This is a genomic window from Pseudochrobactrum sp. B5, assembly GCF_001939785.1.
Lineage (GTDB): Bacteria > Pseudomonadota > Alphaproteobacteria > Rhizobiales > Rhizobiaceae > Pseudochrobactrum > Pseudochrobactrum saccharolyticum.
The window spans coordinates 121,286-146,341 of sequence record NZ_MOYL01000002.1 but is presented as its reverse complement, the minus strand read 5'-3'; the positions used below and the strand labels follow the sequence as shown (position 1 = coordinate 146,341).

The following is a 25,056-nucleotide window of genomic DNA, read 5'->3' as shown; positions in this document are numbered from 1 at the left end:
CGGCGGGAAATCAAACATCTCGCCGTGTTTTTATTTTCTAAACGCAATAAGATATTCCAACCTGATTTTATAAACCGCCCTTCGGTATTATCCTTCTCATTGAAAAGGATTGGCACGCCAAGCACTTAACCGAGGATAAGAGTGCTATTCAGACCTATTAAACCGGCGGATTTCCTCATTCATCCAATCTCTGAATGCACAAACTTTCGGATGATCACGGCTACCTTTTGCGTAAATAAGATCATAGCCATGCTCAACTTCCAGACGGAATGCAGGAAACAGTTCCACCAGCCGGCCTGAAGCCAGATCCTCGGCAATAAGTACGCTGCGTCCCAGCGCCACGCCCTCACCTCTGATTGCCGCCTCTATGGACATACTTCCATGACTGTAACCGGCACCGCGTATATTACTGCCTTTTACCCCGAAGAGCTCAAACCAACGATGCCAGTCTGTTTTCATTCCGTTTTCATGTATCAATTTACAGGAAAGCAAATCTGAGGCAGTGGCTATACCTCCCGTTTTCTCACGATAAGCAGGTGAACAAACCGGACTTACAGTCTCGTCCATGATGCGCTCACTATCCGCATTGGGATATATGCCATTCCCGTAACGTAAAACGACATCCGCGGAGGAAACATTAAAATCGACAGCATTTTCATTCACCTCGAGATGGATATCGTAATCGGGGTAACAGCTCATCAAGCGATGCAAACGCTGCGCTAACCATTTGCTCGCAAATGAAATACTGCAATTTATGACCAGTTTTGCGTCAGTATTTCTAGTCCGGATATTTTCAGTCTCCCGCGCCAGTTCCGACAGCAAGTGAGTAACTGCGGCAAAGTAATTTGCCCCGTCATCCGTAAACTCAATTTTCCGCGTCAAGCGCTTAAATAGCCTGCAACCAAGATCATCTTCCAAAGCTTTGATCTGCCTGCTGACGGCTCCGTGCGTGACACACAGCTCTTCTGCAGCAAGCGTCATACTCAATCGCCTGCCCGCAGCCTCAAAAGCACGAAGCGTTTGTAACGGAGGAAGATGGCCTGCCATATTTTACACCCATACATGACAAAATCTCACGCATAGTGTGATTATAAATGGTTTGTCTGCAAGAGGCAGAGAGCGGTAAATCATAAGAAAATCTCGCGCTATTTTGAGGATTTCTCAATGAGTCAAACCTTAAGCAACAAAACTGCATATATGGCAATTTCTCACAAGCCGGTCACGCTTGTCAGCTTTGGTGCAATGTTGCTTCTGGCGCTGATGTGGGGGCTCTCGATACCGGCAACCAAGCTGGGTCTAAACTCAACACCACCATTGACACTCACCGCATTGCGTTATGCAGTCGCCGTGCCGTTTATGCTATTGCTGTTAATCGGGAAAAAGCCCTTACCGTGGAAAGCAGTCCCCACCGTGGCTATGCTTGGCATCATCGGCATTGGTTTGGGACAGGTCGCGCAGACAATAGGTGTAAATGGCACATCGGCCTCAGTCGGAACCATTCTCTCCGCAACCATTCCCTTGTTTATTGTGATCTTTGCAACATACCGGTTAAAGCAGCCGATCACGATTATTCAGATATGCGGTGTTGCGACAGCGTTTATTGGCATTGTCGTTGTTGCGTTTGAGAACACATCTCCTGACATAACCACCACGTTTTCAGGGCCTGTCTGGATACAGATTTCGGCTATTGCGGTTGCATTCTATTATGTCTGGAGTGTTGAACTGACGCTTAAATATGGAACCGTTGTAGTCGTAACATGGAGCACATTCTTCGGGCTGCTGGCAATGATCCCGCTTGCGGCCTGGGAAACTTATCAGGCTCCCTTCACACTCACGGCCGTTTCACTCGGTGCCGCTGCATATCTTGGATTAATCGTGAGTGTAGCCGGATTATTCTTATGGATCGGTATTTTAAAGAATGTACCGGCACCGGTTGCAGCCAGCATTCAATATCTTCAGCCAGTATTTGGGATCATTGCTTCAGCCATTCTGTTCGGTGACAATATTGGCTTACAATTTTTGCTCGGTGTCTCACTTATATTGGCAGGTCTCGCACTCACTATGCGTAATAAAAAGGCACGGTAAATATAGGTATCGATCAATCAGCCGACGTATAATTGCCAAAATCGCACCATGTATTTCCTTATCTGAACATTGCAACACGCCGCACAGGAATGAAAATTTGATAAGAGCTTGTTTTGAAATGAAAAGAGCTATTCCTCTGCTCATTGCCGCCCTCGCATTAACGGCCTGCGGCGCGGGCAAAGTTGCAATGGACTCAGGTAAAAGCTTTGACCGTTACGCCTGCATGTCCAAAAGCCTCAAAGGACAAGAGCCCTGCTCAAACCCGACTGAGCCGGCAACGCAGCCATAATATGCGATGCTATAATAAGTTCAGGAGCCTACTTAACACCGGACAAACCAGCCACAACAAATGCCAGCGACATTATAAAAAACCCCGCCGAAGCGGGGTAAAGTTTCGCAAGCTCATATACTAAACAGCACGTCTCTTTAATTCTACAAATCAAAAGCGCAAAAAATCACTTGAGCAAAAAAACTGCCCCAATTTGCACCGGCTTCCCCACTCTTGTACGGGTTTCCAACTGCAGGATTTCCCGATGGCGGCTTAATTTGTTGTTCTCGGGCAGCATCACACCACGGGCCAGCATTGGCGACCCCGAGACTTGATCCGGTAGCCATTGAAGCTATTAAAAATACGACAATAATAGATTTTTTCATATATCCACCCTCCAATATACAAAATTAATAATATTGTAGTTTGGCACGAAATAAATCCCAGTTCTGAGGCCACAATTAAAGCCCCGCAATAAGCGACGGCTAGAACACTGACACACGTCCTGAACTGGTGGCTTAAGCAGTAAACGGATAATTATAACTGTCAGACGCAATTCAGCCTCTCAGCCGATATGCTGATTGGTAGCAGGCACTATCCACACCAAAACTTCACACATTGCAGCGATGATCAAAGTGAATAAATGAATTCCCCCGACATCCGAGGTCGATAATGTATGCTGCTGGGTTTATCGTTCTGTTGTTAATGAGTTTAATTGCCATAGCAGCAAATAATAAACTTCATCACCTGCACAGACTTCCGATGCAATGGAGTCTTTCCGGACAGGTTAACTGGTCAGCTCCGAGAGTTATAGCACTGGCTTCATTTCCTGCCATTTTTGCGGCGATCAGCTCTGCGCTTATTCTCACCAGTATTTCTGAGCATGAGCAATCAACAACTCAATCCCTTATTTTTCTGGGCATCGTGATGATTGGCTTACAGATATTACATCTCTGGCTCGTCCATACAAAAAGCGGCTATTAAGCCGCCTTTTCAAAACTATAATTTTACTCTCCCCAGCGCTCTGACAATAGCGAACAAGAAGCCGAATCCTGACGGCGGAGAATCAACCTTCGGTCAGTCAATGATTACACAGCATCAAACATGCTGCCAAAGAGATGGCAGGAATAGCCTTTGCATTAAGCGATAATATGTGTGGGAAAAGATTATAAATGCTTCGTATTATCAAATCTCAATTCTGAGATTAGTTGAAAAAGCACAACAATTACAATGAGAAGATTGTAAGTGGTGCCCCCAGAGAGACTCGAACTCCCGACCCCCTGATTACAAATCAGGTGCTCTACCAACTGAGCTATAAGGGCAACTGACGGCTAGATAGCATATTCTTTTTGTTTGTAAAACGGAAAATCGCTTAGACGCAGAAAAAATAACAATGTTTTGCCTCTTATCCACATTTAGGCTACAAATCCTCATCCAATCATGCAGCTTTTCGGCAGAAACTGATGAAATACCCGTATAAAAAATTCTTTTATATCACTTCAGGCACTCCGGAATCGGTCTCGGCCGCGGAATCATTACGCAATCGCTATGGTGAATCACCTGCAGATGAAGCAGATGCCCTCATTGTGCTTGGCGGTGACGGGGTTATGTTGCAGGCTTTGCACGATCATATGAATCACGAGCGCCCGATTTACGGCATGAATCGCGGCTCGGTCGGCTTCCTTATGAATGAGTATCACGAGGAAGATTTGCCCAAGCGTGTTGCAGCCGCTCATGCAGAAACCATCCGCCCTCTTGAAATGATTACTGAATCGCGTGAGAGCGGCACCGTCAAAGCACTGGCCATTAATGAAGTGTCCGTTTTGCGCCAATCTTATCAGGCGGCGAAAATCCGCATCAGCATTGATGACAAGGTGCGGTTGGAAGAACTGATCTGCGACGGACTGATGGTGGCCACCCCTGCCGGCTCCACCGCCTATAATCTGTCTGCTCAGGGGCCAATCCTGCCACTCGACTCTCCGCTGCTGGCTCTGACCCCCGTCAGCCCTTTCCGTCCGCGTCGCTGGCGCGGTGCGTTGCTGCCGAAATCAGTGACTGTGCGGATGGATATACTTGAAGTCGACAAGCGACCGGTCAATGCCGTGGCGGATCATACAGAAGTAAAGTCCGTCACTTCTGTAACCGTGCGCGAAGATACGCAAAACCGCGTCACCCTGCTTTTTGATGAAGAGCACACATGGGATGAACGCATCCTCAATGAGCAGTTTCGTTATTAAGCGCCGTGCGCCTATTGGGCGCACAAAACTCGTACTAGTCAGAAAGCCAAGGAAAATCCGGCCAAAACCGCATAGTTAGTCATACACGATCTGCAAAACCACTGATAAAACAGAGATAAACAGCATCGCTTTATAACAATGCGATGCTTCTATTGGCAGATCATACAGTTGTGGGCTGACGGAATATCAATTATATCAACCTAAATCGAAGCAAAAACGGCATTTTTGTTGACTTTTTGGCCTGTTCCCCGTAACGGCTTTATTAATTTTAACGCAATGCGCAAACATAAGCGCTTTTCCTGTCCTGTTGTCATGCGGACATTACCGGTCGGGTCCAGTGCGCTTCTTCCAAAAAGAGAGCTACGCCTCCATTGACGACATTTGCAGAACTCGGTCTGTCACCGAAAATACTGGCAGCGGTAGAAGCCGCCGGTTACACCACCCCTACTCCTATTCAGGCTGGCGCCATTCCTCAGGCCTTGGAACGTAAAGACGTTCTCGGCATTGCCCAGACCGGTACCGGTAAAACAGCATCCTTTGTATTGCCGATGCTGCATCTGCTTGAAAAAGGTCGTGCACGCGCACGTATGCCGCGCACACTCATTCTTGAACCAACCCGCGAACTCGCAGCGCAGGTTGAAGAGAATTTTGTAAAATACGGCGTTAATCACCGTATTAACGTTGCTCTGCTGATCGGCGGCGTCTCCTTTGATGAGCAGGAACGCAAGCTGGAACGCGGTGCTGATGTGCTGATCGCTACTCCTGGTCGTCTGCTCGATCATTTTGAGCGGGGAAAACTGCTGCTGACCGGTGTTGAAATTCTGGTTATCGACGAAGCAGACCGTATGCTGGATATGGGGTTCATTCCGGATATCGAGCGTATCTGCAAGCTGATCCCTTTCACCCGTCAGACCTTGTTCTTCTCGGCAACCATGCCTGCGGAAATCACCAAGCTGACTGAGCAGTTCCTGCATTCGCCAGCGCGCGTTGAGGTTGCCAAAGCATCGACAACCGCGAAGACTGTGACGCAGCGCCTGGTTAAATCGGCTAAGAAGCCATGGGATAAACGCGCAGTGCTGCGTGATCTTATTCAGGCCGAAGGCGATGATCTGAAAAATGCGATCATTTTCTGCAACCGCAAAATGGATGTGTCAGAACTGTTCCGCTCGCTGGTAAAGCACGGCTTCAATGCCGGTGCGCTCCATGGCGATATGGATCAGCGCGCGCGCATGACCATGCTGAGCAATTTTAAAGACGGCAATCTTCAGCTTTTGGTGGCTTCCGATGTGGCTGCCCGTGGTCTGGATATTCCGGATGTCAGCCATGTGTTCAACTATGACATTCCGATCCATGCGGAAGATTATGTCCACCGCATCGGCCGTACCGGTCGTGCAGGCCGCTCGGGCAAGGCATTCTCGATCATCACCGGTGCAGATACCAAATATCTTGATGCCATCGAAAAAATGATCGGCGAAAAGATTGAATGGCTGGACGGTGATCTCTCCACTCTGCCTGCACAGGAAGAGACCGAAGAGACCGGTCGCCGCGGCCGCAACAACCGTGGTAAGAACGGCAAGAAATCCCGTGATAAAGATCACAAGGAAAAACAGACACAGCCACGCGTTGCAGAAGAAAAAACTGCTGAAGCACCTCAGGCCGTGGCTGACATTTCTGCTCTCAATGCGCCGCAGCCTGTTCTGCCGGATAATGTTTCCATCGGCACTGCCGTTACAGCGGAACCGGTTCGCCCTGCTCCGCACAAAAACGGCCATGAAGATCGCCGCCAGAACCACAACCAGAATGGCCAGCAGAATAAACGCCATCGTCGTGATTTTGACGATGAGCCGTCACCGCTGGGCTTCGGCGATGATATTCCGGCCTTCATGCTGATACCGATCAATATTTAAAAAAGAAAAACCCGCCGAATGGCGGGTTTTTTATTATCTGTAAGTCAGATTAAAAATCAGGCAGCGCGATGCGCAGCATCCAGTGCTTCCTGAGTAACCGGTGCAAGCTCAACGGATTCACCACAGCCACAGGCCGATGTCTGGTTCGGGTTATTGAAAACAAAACCTGTGCGCAGAGTTGTCACTTCAAAATCCATCTGTGTGCCAAGCAGGAACAACGCAGCTTCCGGCGCCACATAGACTTTTGCACCTTCATGCTCGATGAGGTCATCACCGGCTTTGGCTTCTTCAGCCAACGCAATCGTATATTCCATACCGGCGCAGCCGCCCTTTTTCACTCCCACGCGGATACCCAGAGCATCCTCATGAGAGGCCTGAATTTCGCGCACGCGTTCCGCTGCTGCGTCGGTCAGGGTCATGATGGAAAAACGTCCCATAAAATTTCTCACTTGTATCTGATACATGGTTCAAGGCCATGTAGTTTCAACTTGCGAGGCCAACCTGAAATCCTGCACTAAGCCCCGATTGTCCAGTTTACCTCTGATACTATATCTAGTCTCACACAGTCCTGACTGCAAGTAAAGCAACGCTCTGATCCTGCTTTTAACGCAAGATTTTCTGTTCTTTACAGCGCATAAGAATAAAATGAATAATTCGCAAAACGCGTAAAATTGCCATGATCTGTTTGCAGTCTTTTGCGAATAAAAGAGCATCTCAGGTTCTTTGCCTCAGCTAAGCGGAGATTTTAATGGGTATTCAGCAGAGCCGTCATAACCCCGCATCGCATCGTCCCGTTGCATTGGCCATCACACAGGATCGCGCTCGGCAACAGCGCCTTACTATCATGCGACTGCTTGGAACCACGATTATCGGTGCAGCTTTGCTGACCGGCAGTGCGATTTATGCCAAGGCGGCAGGGACAGCTGAAACCAAAGACAAGCCTGCAGCACAGCAAAAGGTAAAGCCAGATGCCTTAAAAAAGGCCGGTGAAGCAGCAGCTAAAGATTCTGAGGAAGAAAAAGCCAAGGTAGAGAAAGCGAAAGCGGAGAAAACTGAAGCTGAAAAGCCGAAAGAAGATGCTTTGCCTGCAGATAAGCCGGATGCTAAAAAATCCACAGAAGCCACAGACAAGCCCGATGCTCCGGCTCCTGTACCCACAAAAGAAGTGGCTGAGGGTTTGGTTCTGCCCGATTATGTGGATGACCGCAGCACACCGCAGAAATTGCTGGAATCCTATTACAATGCCATTAACCGCAAAGAATATGTGCGTGCCTACAGCTATTATGCTGAAGGCCAGCAAGGCGATGATTTTGAGAAATATGCCAAGGGCTATGCCGGTACAGAATCTGTCAGCATTAAACTCGGCAGCAGCGAACCTGATCCGGGTGCCGGTCAGATCTATTGGTCTGTGCCGATTGCTATCGAATCCAAACTCGCTGAAGGTAAGTCGCAGTTTTATACCGGTTGCTACACGATCAGCATGAGCAATCCTGCCATGCAGGCAGTGCCGCCATTCAAACCAATGGCAATCATGGCAGGCACGCTGTCAAAATCACCGCTGCCACTTGAAAAAAGCGTGCCGGAAGAATGCGGAGCTCCGTAACTCCTCTGTCGATCACCTGTAGGAAAGCCTGTCATCACTGACAGGCTTTTTTTTGTTTTATGGCTTACGCGGATGAATGAGCTGTGTGCTGACACCAATCCGGTTCCACAAATTAATCATGCCAATAGCCACAATCAGCTTGGCAATCTCTTCTTCGGAGAACAGCGCTTTCACACGCTCATAAAGAGCATCCGGCACGCCAAGTTCTGCAACCCGCGTGAGATGTTCGGTCCATTCCAGAACAGCACGGTCACGCGCATCAAAGCACGGCGATTCACGCCATGCGCTTGTCATATATAAAGTCTGCATATCCATACCGTCTTTATGAGCATCACGGACATGAATATCTGTACAATAGGAACATCCGTTAATCTGTGAAGCGCGGATTTTCACCAGATGCAGCAGACGCTTATCCAGCCCCGCAGCATCAACGGCTGCGTCCAATGCCTGTATTGATTGATAAAGCTCTGGTGTAATTTTCGCGATATTTATTCTGCTTTGCATATCATTTGTCCGAAATAAAAGTTTGCCCTAGAATCATCGATATAATATATCGATGATATGAAATTAACAAATCTCAAGGTTGTGATATGCGCAGAATGAGCGACGGTGTTGAGGCGGCATTGCATTGCGCACTCGTGCTGTCAGGGCTGCCGGAGGATAAGGTTTTGGCGGGCAAACATCTCGCAGAGCTGCATGGCGTATCCGAGAGCTATCTGCTGAAGCACCTGCGTGCCCTCACCGCTGCTGATGTGATTATAGCTATTCCGGGGCCGCGTGGCGGCTACCGGCTCGCACATATTCCGCAACAGATTACATTGCTCGATATTGTGGAAGCGATTGACGGCAAAGAACCGGCCTTTATTTGCAGGGAAATTCGCCGCCGCGCACCGGGAAAATCACAAGATCCCTGCAACTATAAGAGAGATTGTTTCATCAAATCGCGGATGCTGGCCGCGGAACAGCTCTGGCGCGATGCTTTACGCAGCCAGACTGTTGCCGATCTCATGCAGGACGGCGAGCAGCAGATCAGCCCTTCCAGCAAGCTACTCGTGTCCGATTATCTTAGCTTACATGCCCGCTAAGGAGATAAAAAACGCTGCGTTTCCGCAGCGTTTAAAATCAGTACCAGCCCACAGCAACCTGAGCTTCTTCGGACATACGGTCCGGTGTCCATGGCGGATCAAAGGTCATAGTCACTTCCACATGGGAAACGCCCTCAACCGCGCCAACAGCATTTTCTACCCAACCCGGCATTTCACCGGCCACAGGGCAACCAGGCGCAGTCAAAGTCATATCGATTTTGACCGTACGGTCATCTTCAATATCAACCTTGTAGATCAGGCCGAGCTCATAAATATCTGCCGGAATTTCCGGATCATAGACAGTTTTCAGCGCGCCGATAATATCATCGGTCAGGCGCAGCAATTCTTCTTCCGGAATTGCGGAAGCGGAAAACACTTTTGAAGCACTGTTTTCTTCATCTGCTGCGATCACATCTGCGACCGGCACTTGCTGTTTAGTATCCATATTCATCATCCAAAAAACTGTCTTGCTTTTTCAAGCGCTGCAACCAGAGCATCCACTTCCGCGCGGGTATTATACATAGCGAAGGAAGCACGGCAGGTCGATGTTACTCCAAAGCGTTGCAGCAATGGCTGAGCACAATGGGTGCCTGCCCGCACTGCAATTCCTGCACGGTCAATCAGGGTTGAAACGTCATGGGCATGAATACCCTGCATCTCAAACGCAATGATCGCGCCTTTATCCGGTGCATTGCCGACAATACGCAGTGAGTTAATTTTCGCCAGAGACTCATGCGCATAGAGACGCAGATCAGCCTCATGGGCAGCAATAGCCTCACGACCTATGCTCTCTATATAGTCAAGCGCTGCGCCCAATCCAATAGCCTGCACGATCGGCGGTGTTCCGGCCTCAAAACGATGCGGCGGATGATTATAGGTAACATTATCAACGGTTACCTCTTCAATCATTTCACCACCACCCATAAACGGGCGCATCTGTTCCAGCATTTCCATACGGCCATACAGCACGCCGATACCTGACGGGCCATAAAGCTTGTGGCCGGTCATAATATACCAGTCACAACCGAGATCACGCACATCTACCGGCATATGCACGGCAGCCTGCGAGCCATCTACCAGCACCGGAATACCCCGCGCATGGGCAAGTTCGACGATCTTTTTAATCGGCAGAACCGTACCCGTCACATTGGACATATGGGTCAGCGCAATCAGCTTGGTTTTCGGGGTAATGCATTTCTCGAATTCATCAAGGTGGAACACACCTTCATCATCCACCGGCGCAAAAACCAGCTTGGCACCCTGACGCTCGCGGATGAAATGCCAAGGCACGATATTGGAATGATGCTCAAGAATGGTGAGCAGAATTTCATCGCCCTCACCGATCTTCGGCATGCCATAACCATAGGCAACCGTGTTGATCGCCTCAGTCGCCGATTTGGTAAAGATGATCTCGTCTACAGAACCGGCATTGAGAAAGCCGCGCACTTTTTCACGCGCACGCTCATAGGCATCGGTCGTCGCATTAGAGAGGTAATGCAGGCCGCGATGCACATTGGCATATTCGTTGGAATAAGCATGCGTTATCGCATCAATAACCGCCTGCGGCTTCTGTGCCGAGGCACCATTATCGAGATAGATCAGCGGCTTGCCATAGACTTCACGCGACAGGATCGGGAAATCACGACGGATTGCTTCAACATCATAATTTTGCAGTACAGACGATAATTGATTCATAATCGTACTCCTGAGCACTTTGTGCTCAAAAAAGCAGGCAAGAGCACTGGGTGCTCACAAAAATCAGTAAGGCACCATGTGCTCTATATCAGGGAAGAAGAGCGGGAAATTTCCCGCTCTTTTTGCATCATCAAGCGTGCTTTTCGAGCCAGCTCTGCAAAATATCTTCAAGCTTTTCAACGAGGGTTTCGTTTTCCAGCTCTTCGATCACTTCTGCGATAAAGGCTTTGACCAGCAAGCCACGGGCTGTATTTTCAGGCACACCGCGCGCCATCAGATAGAAAAGGTGATCCTTTTCAATCTCACGCACAGTCGCACCGTGACCGCAGGCCACGTCATCAGCAAAGATTTCCAGCTCAGGCTTGGCCGCAAATTCCGCGTCATCTGACAACAGCAATGTGTTACAGGCCATTTTCGCGTCAGTCTTCTGAGCGATCTGCGCAACGCGGATCATGCCCTGAAAAATACCGCGCGCTTTGTCTGTCACCACATTGCGCACAACCTCGGTCGAGGTGGTGTTTTCAACGAGATGACCAACATTCATGGTCACGTCAGTCACTGTTTCGCCGCCAAGCAGGTTGAGCGTACGAAGCTGGAAGTCAGAGCCTTCGCCCTTTACATCCACATTGATTTCCTGACGCACCAGTTTGCCGCCGGCATTCATCACGAACAGGATCAGCTTGGAATTCTCACCAATTGTCACATTGATCTGCGACAGCTGCGTGGAAAGATCCGTATGCTCACGCACGATAACCCAGACGATTTCTGAATTATCAGCAATCGTCACATGGCCGATACTGGTTGCGAAAGTTTCTGCTTCACCGCCGATCTGGCGCTCGATAAATGTCGCTTTGACATTCGAGCCGATCTTGACCGGAAAACGCACATGGGACTGACCGGAAGGCTGCAAATTCTGCAGCTCAACAGCCTGTTCCAGCTCGGTACCGTCAGCAACAGACAGCCCCCAGCCATCGCTGGCATAGGCTGCGTTGACCTGACCGATTGCATCATCATCACCACGGGTTTTCAGGGTATGGGCAGCAATGCCCTGTCCCAGAATATCGCGGATCGCTTCAACGCGCACGCCTTCGATCTGCACAGGCTTCTGCGCAACACCATTGGCAACAGTCAGCACGGCAGAACCGTCAAGCAGCGGCGCAACAGATTTATGGCTCACATTCGCATCGAACGGCGCAACCGAGCGCAGCAATGTGCGCAGATCTGTATAGTGCCAGCTTTCAATACGACGGCCAGGCAGACCGTTGATTTTCAAAGCTTCCAGTGCGTTATCGCGGGCGCTTACGACTTCCGTATCACCCGGCAGATCACCGACGCGGACAGCGAATGCATCAATCAATGCACTCTCAGCCGGCGTTCTGACCTTCTGAAGATGGACGTTCATATTCATCCCTCTCTTTAAGCAGCTGCGCCGATGATTTCAGCGTATCCGTTTTCTTCCAGATGCAGAGCGAGGCTCTTATCGCCGGATTTGATCACCTGTCCTTTGTAAAGAACATGCACACTGTCCGGTACGATATATTCAAGCAGACGCTGATAGTGAGTGATAACGATCACAGCACGGTCAGGCGAACGCAGAGCGTTCACACCATCGGAAACGATCTTCAGCGCATCAATGTCCAGACCGGAGTCGGTTTCATCGAGAACACAGAGTGATGGTTCCAGAAGCTGCATCTGCAGAATTTCCGCACGCTTCTTCTCACCGCCGGAAAAGCCGACATTGAGCGGACGCTTCAGCATGGCCATATCCATGTTCAGGCCGCCGGCAGCTTCCTTAACGCGACGCAGCAGTTCAGGAATTTTCAGCTCTTCTTCACCGCGTGCCTTACGCTGCGCATTCATCGCAACTTTCAGGAATTCCATTGTGGCAACGCCTGGAATTTCCAGCGGATACTGGAATGCAAGGAAGATGCCCTTGGCTGCGCGTTCCGCAGGATCGAGTTCCAGAATGCTTTCGCCGTTATACAGAATGTCACCGGAGGTAACTTCGTAGTCCGAACGACCGGCCAGAATGTAAGACAGGGTGGATTTACCCGAACCGTTCGGGCCCATGATCGCAGCCACTTCACCGGCTTTAACAGTGAGGTTCAGACCACGGATGATCTCTGTATCCGTGTCAGCGATTTTGGCGTGCAGATTAATGATCTCTAACATGAGTGTAACCTTTAATGCCGGATCTCTCAGGATCCGAAAATATCAATGAATGTTAGTTAAAGGGGCGAAGTCACACTCCGCCATCCCTGTTTAACCAACCGAACCTTCGAGCGAGATACCGATAAGCTTCTGAGCTTCCACGGCAAATTCCATCGGCAGTTCCTGAATAACTTCCTTAACGAAGCCGTTCACGATCAGAGCAATCGCCTCTTCTTCCGGAATACCGCGCTGCATCACATAGAACAGCTGATCTTCAGAAATTTTCGAGGTTGTTGCTTCATGCTCGAACTGCGCAGTCGAGTTTTTCGCTTCGATGTAAGGCACAGTATGCGCACCGCAATCATTACCGATCAGCAGTGAGTCACACTGAGTGAAGTTACGGGCATTGGTTGCTTTACGATGGGCAGAAACCTGACCGCGATAGGTATTGTTGGAATTACCTGCCGAAATACCCTTGGAGATGATGCGGCTCGATGTGTTCTTACCGAGATGGATCATCTTGGTACCGCTGTCGATCTGCTGATAACCGTTGGATACCGCAATCGAGTAGAACTCACCGCGTGAATCATCACCACGCAGAATGCAGGACGGGTATTTCCATGTGACCGCAGAGCCGGTTTCGACCTGTGTCCAGGAAATCTTCGAACGGTCGCCACGGCAATCGCCGCGCTTGGTCACGAAGTTATAGATACCGCCTTTGCCTTCCTTATCGCCCGGATACCAGTTCTGGACTGTGGAATATTTGATTTCGGCATCATCAAGCGCAATCAGTTCAACAACAGCTGCATGGAGCTGGTTTTCATCACGCTGCGGTGCTGTACAGCCTTCCAGATAGGACACGTAAGCGCCCTCTTCGGCAATAATCAGCGTACGCTCGAACTGGCCGGTGTCTTTTTCATTGATACGGAAATAGGTCGACAGTTCCATCGGGCAGCGAACGCCTTTTGGTACATAGACGAATGATCCGTCCGTAAAGACAGCGGAGTTGAGTGTGGCGTAATAATTGTCCGAAACCGGCACTACGGAAGCCAGATATTTCTTCACCAGATCCGGATATTCGCGGATTGCTTCCGAAATCGAGCAGAAAATCACACCGGCTTTGGCAAGCTCAGCCTTAAAAGTGGTGACAACGGAAACACTGTCAAACACCGCATCAACAGCCACGCGGCCTGATGCATAGACATTGTCTGCCGGATTGCCGTCAATCTCGCTCGGTTCACCCTGTTTGCGTACACCGGCCAGAATTTCCTGCTCACGCAGCGGAATTCCGAGCTTTTCATAGGTACGCAGCAGTTCCGGATCAACTTCATCCAGAGACTTAGGGCCGGTCTGATTTTTAGGAGCCGCATAATAGCGGATATCCTGAAAATCAATTTCCGGATAATCAACACGCGCCCATTTCGGCTCTTCCATAGTGAGCCAGCGGCGGTAAGCATCCAGACGCCATTCCAGCATCCATTCCGGCTCTTCTTTTTTAGCAGAAATGAAACGGATAATATCTTCGTTCAGCCCCTTAGGAGCTTTATCCATTTCGATGGTTGTTTCAAAACCATATTTATACTGGTCCACGTCAAGCGTGGCGACCTGATCGATCGTTTCCTGCACTGCAGGCATCGCCGTTCTCCATCCTTGTCAGGGTCAAGGCCCGACAGTTAAAAACGCTATGGCAGCAAAGATTTTGCTGTCATAAACATATAGTGCGCATTGATGCGCTATAAAAGCCTGTCAGCTGGCGATGTTTTAAAGAGCACCGCCTCAGACTTTGAACTCCGGCCGGTTTTGCATCACATTACTGTGCGCAAAACCACAATGGCCATTCAGAAATACCTGCCCTCTCAGGCGGCATTGTTTTCCGATTCGCTCAAAAGCGGTGCCTGAACCGGACTGCGAGTCTGATCCCGTCTGGCTACCAGTCTTTCAAAAATCGTCAGAAATGCTTCCGCGTCCTGCATTGTCGCCGACTTTTCTGTCGAGACGCGCAATGCACCGCATTCATCCTCATAGCCCATCGCCGCCAGCACATGGCTTGCGCCAACCTTGCCGGAAGAACAGGCCGAACCGGCAGAAAGTGCAATACCGCCCAGATCAAAGGCGATCTGCATGGTCTCGGCCTTCATACCGGGCAAGGAAATAAAACTCGTATTCGGCAGGCGCGGCACAGCATTACCATGCACCAGCACATCATCTGCCAGTTTGCGCACACCGTTCTCGATTACCGTACGGATTGCATCCGACCAGCGCAGCAGATTGCTGCCCTCTTGCTGCGCTGCCAAAGCCTCGCGTGCAGCTGCACCAAAACCGGCGATCAGCGGCAATGCTTCAGTACCGGCACGATGCCCCTTCTCCTGCCCGCCACCGCGCACCAGCGCAGACGGCATAACCAGATCAGAGATCGCAACCACAGCACCAACGCCCTTAGGGCCGCCGATTTTGTGGGAAGAAAGAATGAGATAGTCGGCAGAGGCTGCAGCAATATCAAGCGCGATGCGCCCTGCAGCCTGCACGGCATCGACAATGAAGAAACCACCGGCAGCTTTTACCAGCGCACCGATTTTCGCTACCGGCTGAATAACACCTGTTTCATTATTCGCCCACTGGATTGCCACCAGCGGCAGGCCTTTGGATTTATCATGCGCTTTCAACGCCTGTTCCAGTACATCAAGATCAACAATGCCCTGATGATCAACCGGCAGCACAGTCATATTCTCCGCAGCAAAACGCCCGCCGGACAACATACACGGATGCTCAGTCGCCGAAACATAAAGATGCGACAGGCGCAGTTCCGAGCGCCCCATCTTATAAAGCGGAGTCAGCAATGTGTTTGCTGCTTCGGTTGCACCGGAGGTGAAAAACACATGATCCGGCTTCGCACCGCAAAGGGCGGCCACGTCACGTCGTGCTGATTCAACCAGCGCACGCGCTGCACGGCCTTCCTGATGCACAGAAGACGGATTGCCTGTTACATTCAATGCCGCGACCACAGCCTCGCGCGCGGCTTCACTCAGCGGCGCACTGGCATTATAATCGAAATAGATACGTGGCTTTGGCATTGCAGACTCTTTCGCGAAGCACCATATTTGCGTTAAACGCGCAATTATCTTGAAATTTCAAACCAGAGCAGACTATTAAGCTGCATGAGTGTTTTTTTACACCCTCCAGTTTTGAAAGATTCTAAAGTCGGTTGTAAGATTTATGAGCGAAACAGTCAAGGATTTGCTCAGAATTTAAGCCGTAAAGTCGTGATTGGTAACAATCAGGCTTATAAATAACAAATACGACACTTGTGTTGCGAACCGGCCATTTGGTCACGCAACCCGGCGGTTATAGCGGAGTACATATGCCAGAAGTCATCTTTAATGGTCCTGCGGGTCGCCTTGAAGGGCGTTATCAGCCTTCAAGCGAGAAGAATGCACCAATCGCCATCATCCTGCATCCGCATCCGCAATTCGGCGGCACCATGAACAACAAGATCGTTTATGATCTGTTTTACATGTTCCAGAGCCGCAATTTCACGACTCTGCGGTTTAACTTCCGCGGAATCGGACGCAGTCAGGGTGAGTTTGATCACGGCGCCGGTGAATTGTCCGATGCGGCAAGCGCACTGGACTGGGTGCAGTCGCTGCATCCTGATTCCAAAACCTGCTGGGTTGCCGGTTATTCCTTCGGTGCGTGGATCGGCATGCAGTTGCTGATGCGTCGCCCTGAGATCGAAGGCTTCATGTCGATTGCACCGCAGCCGAACACCTATGATTTCTCGTTCCTCGCACCTTGCCCTTCATCGGGCCTGATCATTCATGGTGATCAGGATAAGGTTGCACCGCCGAAGGATGTGCAGGTTCTGGTTGATAAGCTGAAAACCCAGAAGGGTATCACCATCACGCAGAACACCATGGCCGGTGCCAATCACTTCTTCTCCGGCATGGGTGATGAGCTGATTGCAGAATGTTCGGAATATCTGGATCGCCGCCTGATGGGCGAGTTGACAGAGGTCCGCCAAAAGCGCCTGCGCTAATCGACAAAAGCAAAAGACCGGCTAATCGCCGGTCTTTTTTGTTATGCCTTTACCAACACGCCACCACTCACCGGCGTATCGCAGCCGGTTGTAGACGGATAAGTCAGCGGCAAGCCTTTCAAACTACGCACAGCCAGATAGCCCCAAGCCTCAGCTTCCATGGAATCACCGTCCAGCCCGGCTGAATCCGCATCAATCACCACGGCACCTTCAGCTTTCGCCAAGGCAGACAACTCAGCCATAATCGCAGCATTCTTGCGCCCGCCGCCACTCACAACATAACTGCGAGGCTTCTGCGGCAGATGGGACGCTGATTGCAGGATCGAAGCCGCTGCCACATAGGCCAATGTGCGGGCACCATCTTCCAATGATACAGCACCTATCGAAGGCACAGCAAAGTCCCCGCGATCCAGTGAGCGGCGCTGATTACCCGTGAAAAATGCATTGCTCAAATAATGTGCTGCCAGATCGCTATTCACAGTGCCACTCAATGCCAGTGCACCACCGGCGTCGAAACTGCCCTGTCCGTGCAGTTCCATCCACTGGTCGATCAGCATATTACCGGGACCACTGTCAAAAGCTGCCAGCCGTCCTGTCTCATCGACATAGGTCAGATTGGAAATCCCGCCAATATTGACAAAAACAACCGGCATATCCGGCTGCTGCTCCAGATTATGTGCCAAGGCCGCATGATAGGCAGGGATCAGCGGCGCGCCCTGCCCGCCATAGCGCATATCCTCAGCGCGCATATCATAAACCACATCAATACCGGTTTCCTGTGCCAGTAGTGCACCGTCACCGATCTGCACGGTCAGCGCATCATCAGGGCGATGCAGCACCGTCTGCCCATGAAAACCGATGACATCAACATCATCCGCATTCAGACCATTGGCAAACAGAAAATCCTGCACCGCCACCGCATGCAACAATGTCAGATCATGCTCAAGTTTTTCAAGAATACCAATACGCTCATCACGCTGCGTGATGCTTCGGGCATCGACAAGCCCCTGTTTCAAACGGGCGCGGAAAGCATCGGAATAATTCATGCTGCCGGAAGCAATGCGCTCAACCATCTGCTCACCGTCTGTCCGGATCAGCGCCAGATCAATACCATCCATAGAGGTGCCGCTCATCAATCCAAGTGCGCGATAGAGTGCAGTCATCTTTGTCTTTCCGCTTTCAATATTTCCGGTTTTGTACGGTTGGCAGGTACAAGCAGGTTACATAAACCACACAAACGGCACAAAACGACAGCAATTTGCGATAAAATCGCCTTTTACGATGTCACACCTTTATTGTGATTTGCCCTGCAATAATGTTAAACGCTGGATTGTGTCAGTCACCGGAATAATATTCACGGCCTGCTCTCTGGGGTCTTCCCATATCACAATCCTTTGTCAGACAGGAAAAATCAATGTCCGGCTTTAAGTCCGATTTTCTACGCACACTTTCCGAACGTGGCTTTATTCATCAGGTCTCCGATGAATCAGGTCTGGATGAACTCTTCACCAAGGAAACTGTGACTGCGTATATTGGCTTCGACCCGACAGCATCCAGTCTGCATGCGGGCGGCCTCATTCAGATCATGATGCTGCACTGGATGCAGAAAACCGGCCACCGTCCGGTTGCGCTGATGGGCGGCGGCACCGGTATGGTTGGTGATCCGTCATTTAAAGAAGAAGCCCGCAAGCTGATGACGGTTGAAACCATTGCCGACAATATTGCCGGTATCAAAAAGGTTTTCACCAATTACCTCACTTTCGGCGAAGGCAAAACCGACGCGCTGATGGTCAATAATGCCGACTGGCTGGCAGGTCTCAACTATCTCGAGTTCCTGCGTGATGTCGGCCGTCATTTCTCCGTCAACCGCATGCTGTCCTTTGACTCGGTTAAAACCCGCCTTGATCGTGAACAGTCGCTGTCCTTCCTCGAATTCAACTACATGATCCTTCAGGCTTATGACTTTGTTGAGCTCAGCAAGCGCTACGATATGCGCCTGCAGATGGGCGGCTCTGACCAATGGGGCAATATCATTAATGGTATTGATCTCGGTCACCGCATGGGTACACCGCAGCTCTACGCGCTGACTTCGCCGCTGCTGACCACCTCTTCCGGTGCGAAAATGGGCAAGTCGCTCAATGGTGCTGTCTGGCTCAATGCTGACATGCTGAGCGCTTACGACTTCTGGCAGTACTGGCGTAATACTGAAGATGCCGACGTAGAACGCTTCCTCAAGCTCTACACCACCATGCCTATGGATGAGATTGCGCGTCTGGCAGCACTTGGCGGCTCGGAAATCAACGAAACCAAGAAGATTCTGGCCACCGAAATCACTGCAATGCTCCACGGCCGTGAAGCTGCGGAACAGGCGCTTGAGACTGCACGCAAAACTTTTGAAGAAGGTGCAATTTCTGACAATCTGCCAAGTCTGAGCATTGCCAAGGATGAACTGACCGCCGGTCTCGGCATTCAGGCTCTGCTGGTTAAAGCCGGTCTTGCCTCTTCCAATGGTGAAGCACGCCGTCATATTCAGGGCGGTGCGGTGCGCATCAATGATGTGGCTGTTCAGGATGAACGCGCTGGTATCACTGCCGGTGACGTTACCGAAGACGGCATCATCAAACTGTCGCTGGGTAAGAAAAAGCACATTCTGGTACGTCCGGAATAAGCAGTTCTCATCACGAGAAATCAAAAAAGCGCGGAGTAATCCGCGCTTTTTTTATTGTGTCCGGTTACAAATCAAAACTCGAAGATCGAGCGGAAAATCCCCGGCGCAATCGCAGAAATCGGATTGACGATAATATTCGGCTGCTTGGCATTGCCTGCTAGCTTATAGGTAATCCCGATCAGACCACGGTCGCGGCCATTGCCGAGAATTGCCCCCAGCACCGGCACTTCACCAAATAAACGGTTCAAACCATAGGCAGGCATGAATGTACCGGTAACGGCCATATTGCCATTGCGGTCGTAGAGAATACCCTGAAAAGTAGCACCGATCAGAGGGCCGCGAAGAACACCGTTCTTCAGCGTCAGATAACCGGAGCCCTTTTCAATCTGCGAATATCCGCGTTCAAAGTCGACCCGCGTCACATCAATATTACCGCGCACGGCCTGATTGAGGCTCTTACCGCCATTAGAACTGGTAGAAACCAGCTTATCCAGACGCGGCTCATTAATGACCGAGAAATCACGGGCATCAATAGCGCCATAAAGCGGCCCCGTGCCCTGCGAGGTCAGATTAACGGTAATTCTGCCGCCGCGCATCTTGTCGTAAAAATCAAAGAAGCGCAGCACCGCTCCGGCATTAGCCGAGCTCAGCGCCACAGAACTGGCACCTTTCTGATTGCTGGATGTCGCACTGACCTGTGCGCCGTTTCCGGTCACCGCATTCAGCGACACGCCGGAGACCTTCGCCCCTGCTGTTTCATAAGACACGGTGACATTGCGCAGGCTCTCGTCATAGAACCCTTTCACATCATCAATCTGTGCATTGACGACAATGCGCGGCATCACCCCGTTTTTACTTTGACCGGCTTTCTTTTCATCCGTATTGCCTGAAACCGCCTGCTGGATCAGCGCCCGCGCATCAAAAGCCGTACCACGAACATCCGCACGGAAGCCATTACCGGATTTGCGCACTTCAAGGCTGAGATCATCATTACGCGTCAGATTCAGCTTGCGGATATTTGCACTCTGCAATTCATTATTTTCAAGCGTCAGATCACCGCTGACATGAAAACCGGTGCCGTCAAAGACAAAGTTACGAACCAGTACCGGCCCTTTGCCTTCCTTCGGCAGCTTCATATCCATTGTGAGCTTCGCAGGAATACCTGTACCTTTTTTCCAGCCGAGCCATGGCAGATTGACCTGCGTCTTGCCGAGATCAGCGGAGATTTTGCGCATCTCGCCCTGTTCCTCGCCCAGATCCAGCGTCAGTGGGCCTTTAAAAATATCGTTCAGCCCCGGATAATAAGTCTCACGCGTTTTATCATCCAGCTCCAGCCGGATATTTTGCTGACGCTTGATATTTGTATCCGCCAAAGGCTCCACCAGTGCCAGCTTGGCCGGAATATTATTCAGCCGTGCAGTCGCATCGATTTTAGCCACATCATCATTGACGCTCAGATTGCCTTTGGCCTGCGTCACATTCTGACCGTTAAACGGTTTCTTCAAAGTCACATCGCTGAAAGCCAGATCAGCCTGCCATTTCAGACTATCTTTCGGTGCATCTTTGGTAACCGAAAACGCAACTTTTACTTTCGCATTCACATTGCCGTTGAGATCTTCCGCGCTGAACGGCAGTTTGCGCAAGGCATTGATCGGCTTATAACCAACAAGCTCTGTGATCGCCGGTGCCTCACCGCTGAGATCCAGATCAAGATCCGCAATCACCGGACGCTGACGTCCCCAAGGCACAAATAATGTTCCGCCATCCACATTGATCTGACGGTTAACCGGTGTAAAGGCCGTACCTTTTTCAAGCTTGATGGTTGTATGCGCACCGCGCACCGCAATCGTGCCCGTTGCATCACGCACCGGCGGTATCTCACCAATCACGTCAAAACGTGTGCCTTCAACCCTGAAATCAGCCTTGATATCGGATTCTGTCAAATCCGGCGGCAGCCCCGGTCCGTTGAAGTGACCGGCAGGCAGTGCAATATCAATCCGGCCTTCGGTCATATGACCGCCAAACAGATTCTTCAGCACCCAGTCGCGCGCGCCGTCAGCCACATTGAGCGGCCAGAGCTGCTTGGCCTGTGCGACCGGCATACCCGGTATGCGCAGCATAAAAATCATCGCCGGAGAGCCATGACCAAAGATCATCCGTCCCTGTCCATACAACTCACCGGAATCTGTTTTGACATTCAGATCATTGAAATCAACGCGGCTGGCATTTTGCATCAGACGACCGGCAATCTTCACGCCGAATGGCAAAGGCGCTTCGGCAGAGTTTTCCGGCGCACTGACGGCTTTTCTGGATACAAGCTCAAAACGGTAAGCCGGTTTCTCCGCAATATCGGTTTCCGTTTGCGCAACCGCAGATCGTGTACTCTTCAAAACAGGCAGAGTGTCTGTCTGCTGCCCTGCAGCTGGCATTTCACCATTCGCAATCCGCGCTGCCTGTTCGCGGATTTTCTGGGCTGCACTTTCCGTTTCAGCAACCGGCTCTCCCCCGAATGCACCTTCAAGCACCGTGGACAAGCCTCCAAGATTGAGATCAAGCGCCTTAATCTCAAGTTTCTCGCCACCGGCGATATGCTCAAAAGACAGTGCCATATTGCCTTTGATGCCGCGCTCACGCCCCATATCCACGACAGCATCATCAAGCGTCAGCTTGCCGGAGAGGGTTTCTTTTTGCAGCTCGGTAGAGGCCTGTCCGGTTAAAGCCAGTGATGCCGTGCTGTTCACATGGAAATAAGCCGGATTTGGCCGGTCATTGCCCATTTGTGGCATGACCTCTTCCGGTGAACCAAGACTGACCGGAATATTATCCAGTGTCAGGGAGAAGTTAGAGGCATGTGCGGGATCATCGGAACGGATCATTTCCGCCTGCAATGCCGTGCTTTTGCCCTGCCAGACAAATTCGGCATCCAGCGTAACTTTCTGCCCGTTCTGCCTGACCTGCGCATTACGGATCAGGATTTCCTGATCTTTCTCCATCGCGCGAAAAGCAAATGTCACATCATGCAATGCAATTGCTTTTGTGCCGCGCATATCCAGCAGTGCCAGTGTCTGATCGATACCCGCAAAGACTTCACGTGACAGCTGATCAAAATCGACCAGTCCCCTGTCATTAAACGGCAAACGGATAAAAGGCTTCGGCTTGGCTTCCCCCTCTTGCAGGCGGATTAAAGCATCGCCGATTTCAATCTGGGCAACCTGAACTGAGCCGGTCAGCAGCGGCAAAGGTGCCAGCCCCAGTCTGACAACGCCCAGCTTTTCTACGGACACATCCTGAATGCGGCTGTTCAGAGCAACATCACGCGCTTCAATTGCCAGATGTCTGTTACCGTCCAGCGAAACCTGCGCCTTGCTGATCGACACACCGGCATCAGGCCCTAAGATTTCCTGCAATCTCTGCTGTGCTTCATCGCGCAACATATCGCTGCTGATACCGGTACGCAGTACGAGAAAACCAATGCCTGCCAATACAATCAATGCAAAACTGACAGAAATAAAAGCGCGCCAGCATTTCGCAATAAAGCCTTTGCGCTTTCTGCGCGCTGCCTTGCGGGCTGCTCTGTTATGTAAGCCGGTCTTATAATCAGGGCAGTCTTTCAGCACAGCTTTATTCTCAGGCCCCGCACCGGATGACGGATACTGATCAAGATGCTGTATGTCACGCTTGTTAAAGCGGATTTTTCTTGGTTTTTCTTTCAAAAACTTAAATCACTATCCGGATTGGCTGCACCTGAACTGCATAATTTTCAAAAGAAATTCTGTCATTTCTCATCAATATAAAACAGATCAGATTGCTGTCATTGATGAATCGTTATTTCAAAGCCCTGATTAACTGACAAAATTTCAGAAACAACACATGATTACAAGTCGCGGAAATAAATCAAATCACCTACCCCCGGGAAAATGACACCGGATGCTTTGAGTTTTTCTATTATCCGGCACAACATTAATCCTCGTGCAGAATCATTGTAGAACACATCTCAACCATTCACATGAATAACAGGCAGAGCGGGTGTCGCGGATCAGATGAAACGTAACACGCTCAGTCCTTGCTCCCATAAGGATGAAGAAAGGCGCACTTATGACCAACCCGACAGATAATGTTGCCGCAATTGCTTTGCAGGCAGGTGATCCGGCTCCGGCATTTTCCCTGCCTAAAAACGGTGATGACATGCTCTCATCTGCCGCTCTTCAGGGCAAAGCCTATGTGCTGTATTTTTATCCGAAAGACGACACCAGCGGCTGCACCCGCGAGGCAATTGACTTCAGCGCATTGAAACCGGAATTTAATGCCATCAATGTCAGCATTATCGGCGTATCCCCTGACAGCGTACGCAAGCATGACAAATTTATCGATAAACATGATCTTACCATTGAGCTTCTTGCTGATGAAGAAAAAGCTCTGAGCAATGCTTATGGTGTCTGGGTAGAAAAGAGCATGTATGGCCGTAAATATATGGGCATTGAGCGCTCCACCTTCCTGATCGGCAAAGACGGAAAAATCGCACAGGTCTGGCGCAAGGTAAAAGTTGCCGGTCATGCCGAGGCTGTGCTTGAAGCCGCCCGTAAACTCGGTTGAAGACCGAAAATATACGGCACGGAAACCCTTTATTAACTCTGTTACGGTGTATGATCTGCGCAACAGTCCAGAATAGTTTTACCCGTCCGCACAGTTTGTTATAGTTGCAGCATTTCCAGCAAAAGTGGGAACCGGTTTTGCGTTGGATAATGCGAAATAAAGATAAGACAGAGCGGTTCTACGCTTCAACTTTACTAGAACCGCTCTGCAAGTGATCTGCTCAGACGGTACTTGCGAGGCAGTAAAGGCAGCTTATCCTGCCATACAAAACCCGCAAATCTGTCTGAGATAATATCACAGAGCTGCTTTTCTTTGATGAAAAGCAGAACGAACAGCAGGCTTTACGGGATAAGACTATGTCAGTCACAGGTAAGATCATGACCCGTTATCTCTCACCACTCTCCGCATCGGTTGCGCGACTGCGTTTGCCGTCCCGCGCAGGCAATTTTCTGCTTGCCGGTCTCATCGGCTATGGTGTGAGTGCAGGTGTGCTGATTGCCGGTGCTTTGGCTGCCTCTGTTCTGCCGGCTCAGGCTCCGCTGCCTGATACATCCCTGACCATGCTGAAATCTGAGAAGAGTGTCGCCGCCCAGCCGATGCCGCCACTGCCGGATCAGATTTATGATGCCAGATTCCACGAAGGCGTGGTTGATCTGAACACCGCTGCCAGTTTTGCCGGAATTGATCCTTTCATCACCGGCCCGGTTCCGAAATAACCGATCATAAAAAAA

General features: G+C 50.5%; 22 protein-coding genes and 1 tRNA gene. 10 read left to right on the top strand and 13 right to left on the bottom strand.

All coding sequences use genetic code 11. The annotated features are described in order from the left end of the window. Window positions 1-144: 144 nt before the first annotated feature. Window positions 145-1,047: a transcriptional regulator GcvA gene (gcvA, locus tag BKD14_RS07205; protein WP_075654902.1), complete on the bottom strand. Its 903-nt coding sequence runs from the start codon at window positions 1,045-1,047 to the stop codon at window positions 145-147. Window positions 1,048-1,164: 117 nt separating this feature from the next. Here gcvA and BKD14_RS07200 point away from each other — a divergent pair, with 117 nt between their 5' ends. Further along, the gene (locus BKD14_RS07200) at window positions 1,165-2,085 is read left to right on the top strand and encodes an EamA family transporter (RefSeq protein ID WP_245293591.1); all 921 of its coding nucleotides are present in this window, start codon (window positions 1,165-1,167) and stop codon (window positions 2,083-2,085) included. Window positions 2,086-2,517: 432 nt separating this feature from the next. On the opposite strand, the gene BKD14_RS19075 is transcribed toward BKD14_RS07200, so the two are convergent. Next, window positions 2,518-2,739 carry a hypothetical protein gene (locus BKD14_RS19075; RefSeq protein WP_139316355.1) on the bottom strand — a complete coding sequence of 74 codons (222 nt, stop codon included), beginning with the start codon at window positions 2,737-2,739 and terminating at the stop codon, window positions 2,518-2,520. A gap of 286 nt (window positions 2,740-3,025) precedes the next feature. Between BKD14_RS19075 and BKD14_RS07195 the strand changes: the two genes are divergently transcribed. Continuing rightward, on the top strand, window positions 3,026-3,337 hold the full coding sequence (locus tag BKD14_RS07195) for a hypothetical protein (protein WP_075654901.1): 312 nt from the start codon (window positions 3,026-3,028) through the stop codon (window positions 3,335-3,337). 262 nt (window positions 3,338-3,599) lie between these two features. Here BKD14_RS07195 and BKD14_RS07190 read toward each other — a convergent pair. After that, window positions 3,600-3,675: transfer RNA gene (locus BKD14_RS07190), tRNA-Thr, on the bottom strand. Between the two features lie 141 nt (window positions 3,676-3,816). Here BKD14_RS07190 and BKD14_RS07185 point away from each other — a divergent pair. After that, a complete protein-coding gene (locus BKD14_RS07185) occupies window positions 3,817-4,590 on the top strand; it encodes an NAD kinase (RefSeq protein WP_022711433.1) in 774 nt (257 codons plus the stop codon). 371 nt (window positions 4,591-4,961) lie between these two features. Beyond that, window positions 4,962-6,497, top strand: a complete 1,536-nt coding sequence (locus BKD14_RS07180; RefSeq protein WP_075654900.1) for a DEAD/DEAH box helicase — start codon at window positions 4,962-4,964, stop codon at window positions 6,495-6,497. Between the two features lie 56 nt (window positions 6,498-6,553). Here the strand turns inward: BKD14_RS07180 and sufA are convergent, their stop codons facing one another. Next, window positions 6,554-6,934, bottom strand: a complete 381-nt coding sequence (gene sufA, locus BKD14_RS07175) for a Fe-S cluster assembly scaffold SufA (RefSeq protein ID WP_075654899.1) — start codon at window positions 6,932-6,934, stop codon at window positions 6,554-6,556. 311 nt (window positions 6,935-7,245) lie between these two features. Here sufA and BKD14_RS19000 point away from each other — a divergent pair, with 311 nt between their 5' ends. Beyond that, window positions 7,246-8,100: a hypothetical protein gene (locus BKD14_RS19000; protein WP_139316354.1), complete on the top strand. Its 855-nt coding sequence runs from the start codon at window positions 7,246-7,248 to the stop codon at window positions 8,098-8,100. Window positions 8,101-8,157: 57 nt separating this feature from the next. Here BKD14_RS19000 and BKD14_RS07165 read toward each other — a convergent pair whose 3' ends face one another. Next, window positions 8,158-8,604: a carboxymuconolactone decarboxylase family protein gene (locus BKD14_RS07165; protein ID WP_075654898.1), complete on the bottom strand. Its 447-nt coding sequence runs from the start codon at window positions 8,602-8,604 to the stop codon at window positions 8,158-8,160. A gap of 86 nt (window positions 8,605-8,690) precedes the next feature. Here BKD14_RS07165 and BKD14_RS07160 point away from each other — a divergent pair, with 86 nt between their 5' ends. Further along, on the top strand, window positions 8,691-9,185 hold the full coding sequence (locus tag BKD14_RS07160; RefSeq protein ID WP_075654897.1) for an Rrf2 family transcriptional regulator: 495 nt from the start codon (window positions 8,691-8,693) through the stop codon (window positions 9,183-9,185). A 37-nt stretch (window positions 9,186-9,222) separates the two neighbouring features. Here BKD14_RS07160 and BKD14_RS07155 read toward each other — a convergent pair whose 3' ends face one another. The 6 genes from BKD14_RS07155 to BKD14_RS07130 form a co-directional block, all read right to left on the bottom strand. After that, a complete protein-coding gene (locus BKD14_RS07155; RefSeq protein WP_139316353.1) occupies window positions 9,223-9,630 on the bottom strand; it encodes an SUF system Fe-S cluster assembly protein in 408 nt (135 codons plus the stop codon). A gap of 5 nt (window positions 9,631-9,635) precedes the next feature. Then, window positions 9,636-10,880 carry a cysteine desulfurase gene (locus tag BKD14_RS07150; RefSeq protein ID WP_075654895.1) on the bottom strand — a complete coding sequence of 415 codons (1,245 nt, stop codon included), beginning with the start codon at window positions 10,878-10,880 and terminating at the stop codon, window positions 9,636-9,638. 130 nt (window positions 10,881-11,010) lie between these two features. Beyond that, a complete protein-coding gene (gene sufD / locus BKD14_RS07145) occupies window positions 11,011-12,282 on the bottom strand; it encodes a Fe-S cluster assembly protein SufD (protein WP_139316352.1) in 1,272 nt (423 codons plus the stop codon). 14 nt (window positions 12,283-12,296) lie between these two features. Next, on the bottom strand, window positions 12,297-13,052 hold the full coding sequence (gene sufC, locus BKD14_RS07140) for a Fe-S cluster assembly ATPase SufC (RefSeq protein ID WP_022711442.1): 756 nt from the start codon (window positions 13,050-13,052) through the stop codon (window positions 12,297-12,299). Between the two features lie 90 nt (window positions 13,053-13,142). Further along, window positions 13,143-14,666 carry a Fe-S cluster assembly protein SufB gene (gene sufB, locus BKD14_RS07135; protein ID WP_075654893.1) on the bottom strand — a complete coding sequence of 508 codons (1,524 nt, stop codon included), beginning with the start codon at window positions 14,664-14,666 and terminating at the stop codon, window positions 13,143-13,145. A gap of 221 nt (window positions 14,667-14,887) precedes the next feature. Next, window positions 14,888-16,102 (bottom strand): cysteine desulfurase family protein, encoded by a 1,215-nt coding sequence (locus tag BKD14_RS07130; RefSeq protein WP_075654892.1) that lies wholly within the window; start codon window positions 16,100-16,102, stop codon window positions 14,888-14,890. 287 nt (window positions 16,103-16,389) lie between these two features. Here BKD14_RS07130 and BKD14_RS07125 point away from each other — a divergent pair, with 287 nt between their 5' ends. After that, the gene (locus BKD14_RS07125; RefSeq protein WP_022711445.1) at window positions 16,390-17,064 is read left to right on the top strand and encodes an alpha/beta hydrolase; all 675 of its coding nucleotides are present in this window, start codon (window positions 16,390-16,392) and stop codon (window positions 17,062-17,064) included. A gap of 41 nt (window positions 17,065-17,105) precedes the next feature. Here the strand turns inward: BKD14_RS07125 and BKD14_RS07120 are convergent, their stop codons facing one another. Further along, complete coding sequence (locus tag BKD14_RS07120) at window positions 17,106-18,227, bottom strand: anhydro-N-acetylmuramic acid kinase (protein WP_075654891.1); 1,122 nt, start codon at window positions 18,225-18,227, stop codon at window positions 17,106-17,108. Window positions 18,228-18,478: 251 nt separating this feature from the next. Here BKD14_RS07120 and tyrS point away from each other — a divergent pair, with 251 nt between their 5' ends. After that, the gene (gene tyrS, locus BKD14_RS07115) at window positions 18,479-19,732 is read left to right on the top strand and encodes a tyrosine--tRNA ligase (RefSeq protein WP_075654890.1); all 1,254 of its coding nucleotides are present in this window, start codon (window positions 18,479-18,481) and stop codon (window positions 19,730-19,732) included. Between the two features lie 71 nt (window positions 19,733-19,803). On the opposite strand, the gene BKD14_RS07110 is transcribed toward tyrS, so the two are convergent. Further along, window positions 19,804-23,445, bottom strand: coding sequence for a DUF3971 domain-containing protein (locus BKD14_RS07110; protein ID WP_075654889.1), 3,642 nt, complete (start codon window positions 23,443-23,445; stop codon window positions 19,804-19,806). 382 nt (window positions 23,446-23,827) lie between these two features. Here BKD14_RS07110 and bcp point away from each other — a divergent pair, with 382 nt between their 5' ends. Further along, complete coding sequence (gene bcp, locus BKD14_RS07105) at window positions 23,828-24,325, top strand: thioredoxin-dependent thiol peroxidase (RefSeq protein WP_075654888.1); 498 nt, start codon at window positions 23,828-23,830, stop codon at window positions 24,323-24,325. Between the two features lie 356 nt (window positions 24,326-24,681). Continuing rightward, window positions 24,682-25,041: a hypothetical protein gene (locus BKD14_RS07100; protein WP_075654887.1), complete on the top strand. Its 360-nt coding sequence runs from the start codon at window positions 24,682-24,684 to the stop codon at window positions 25,039-25,041. Window positions 25,042-25,056 lie beyond the last annotated feature (15 nt).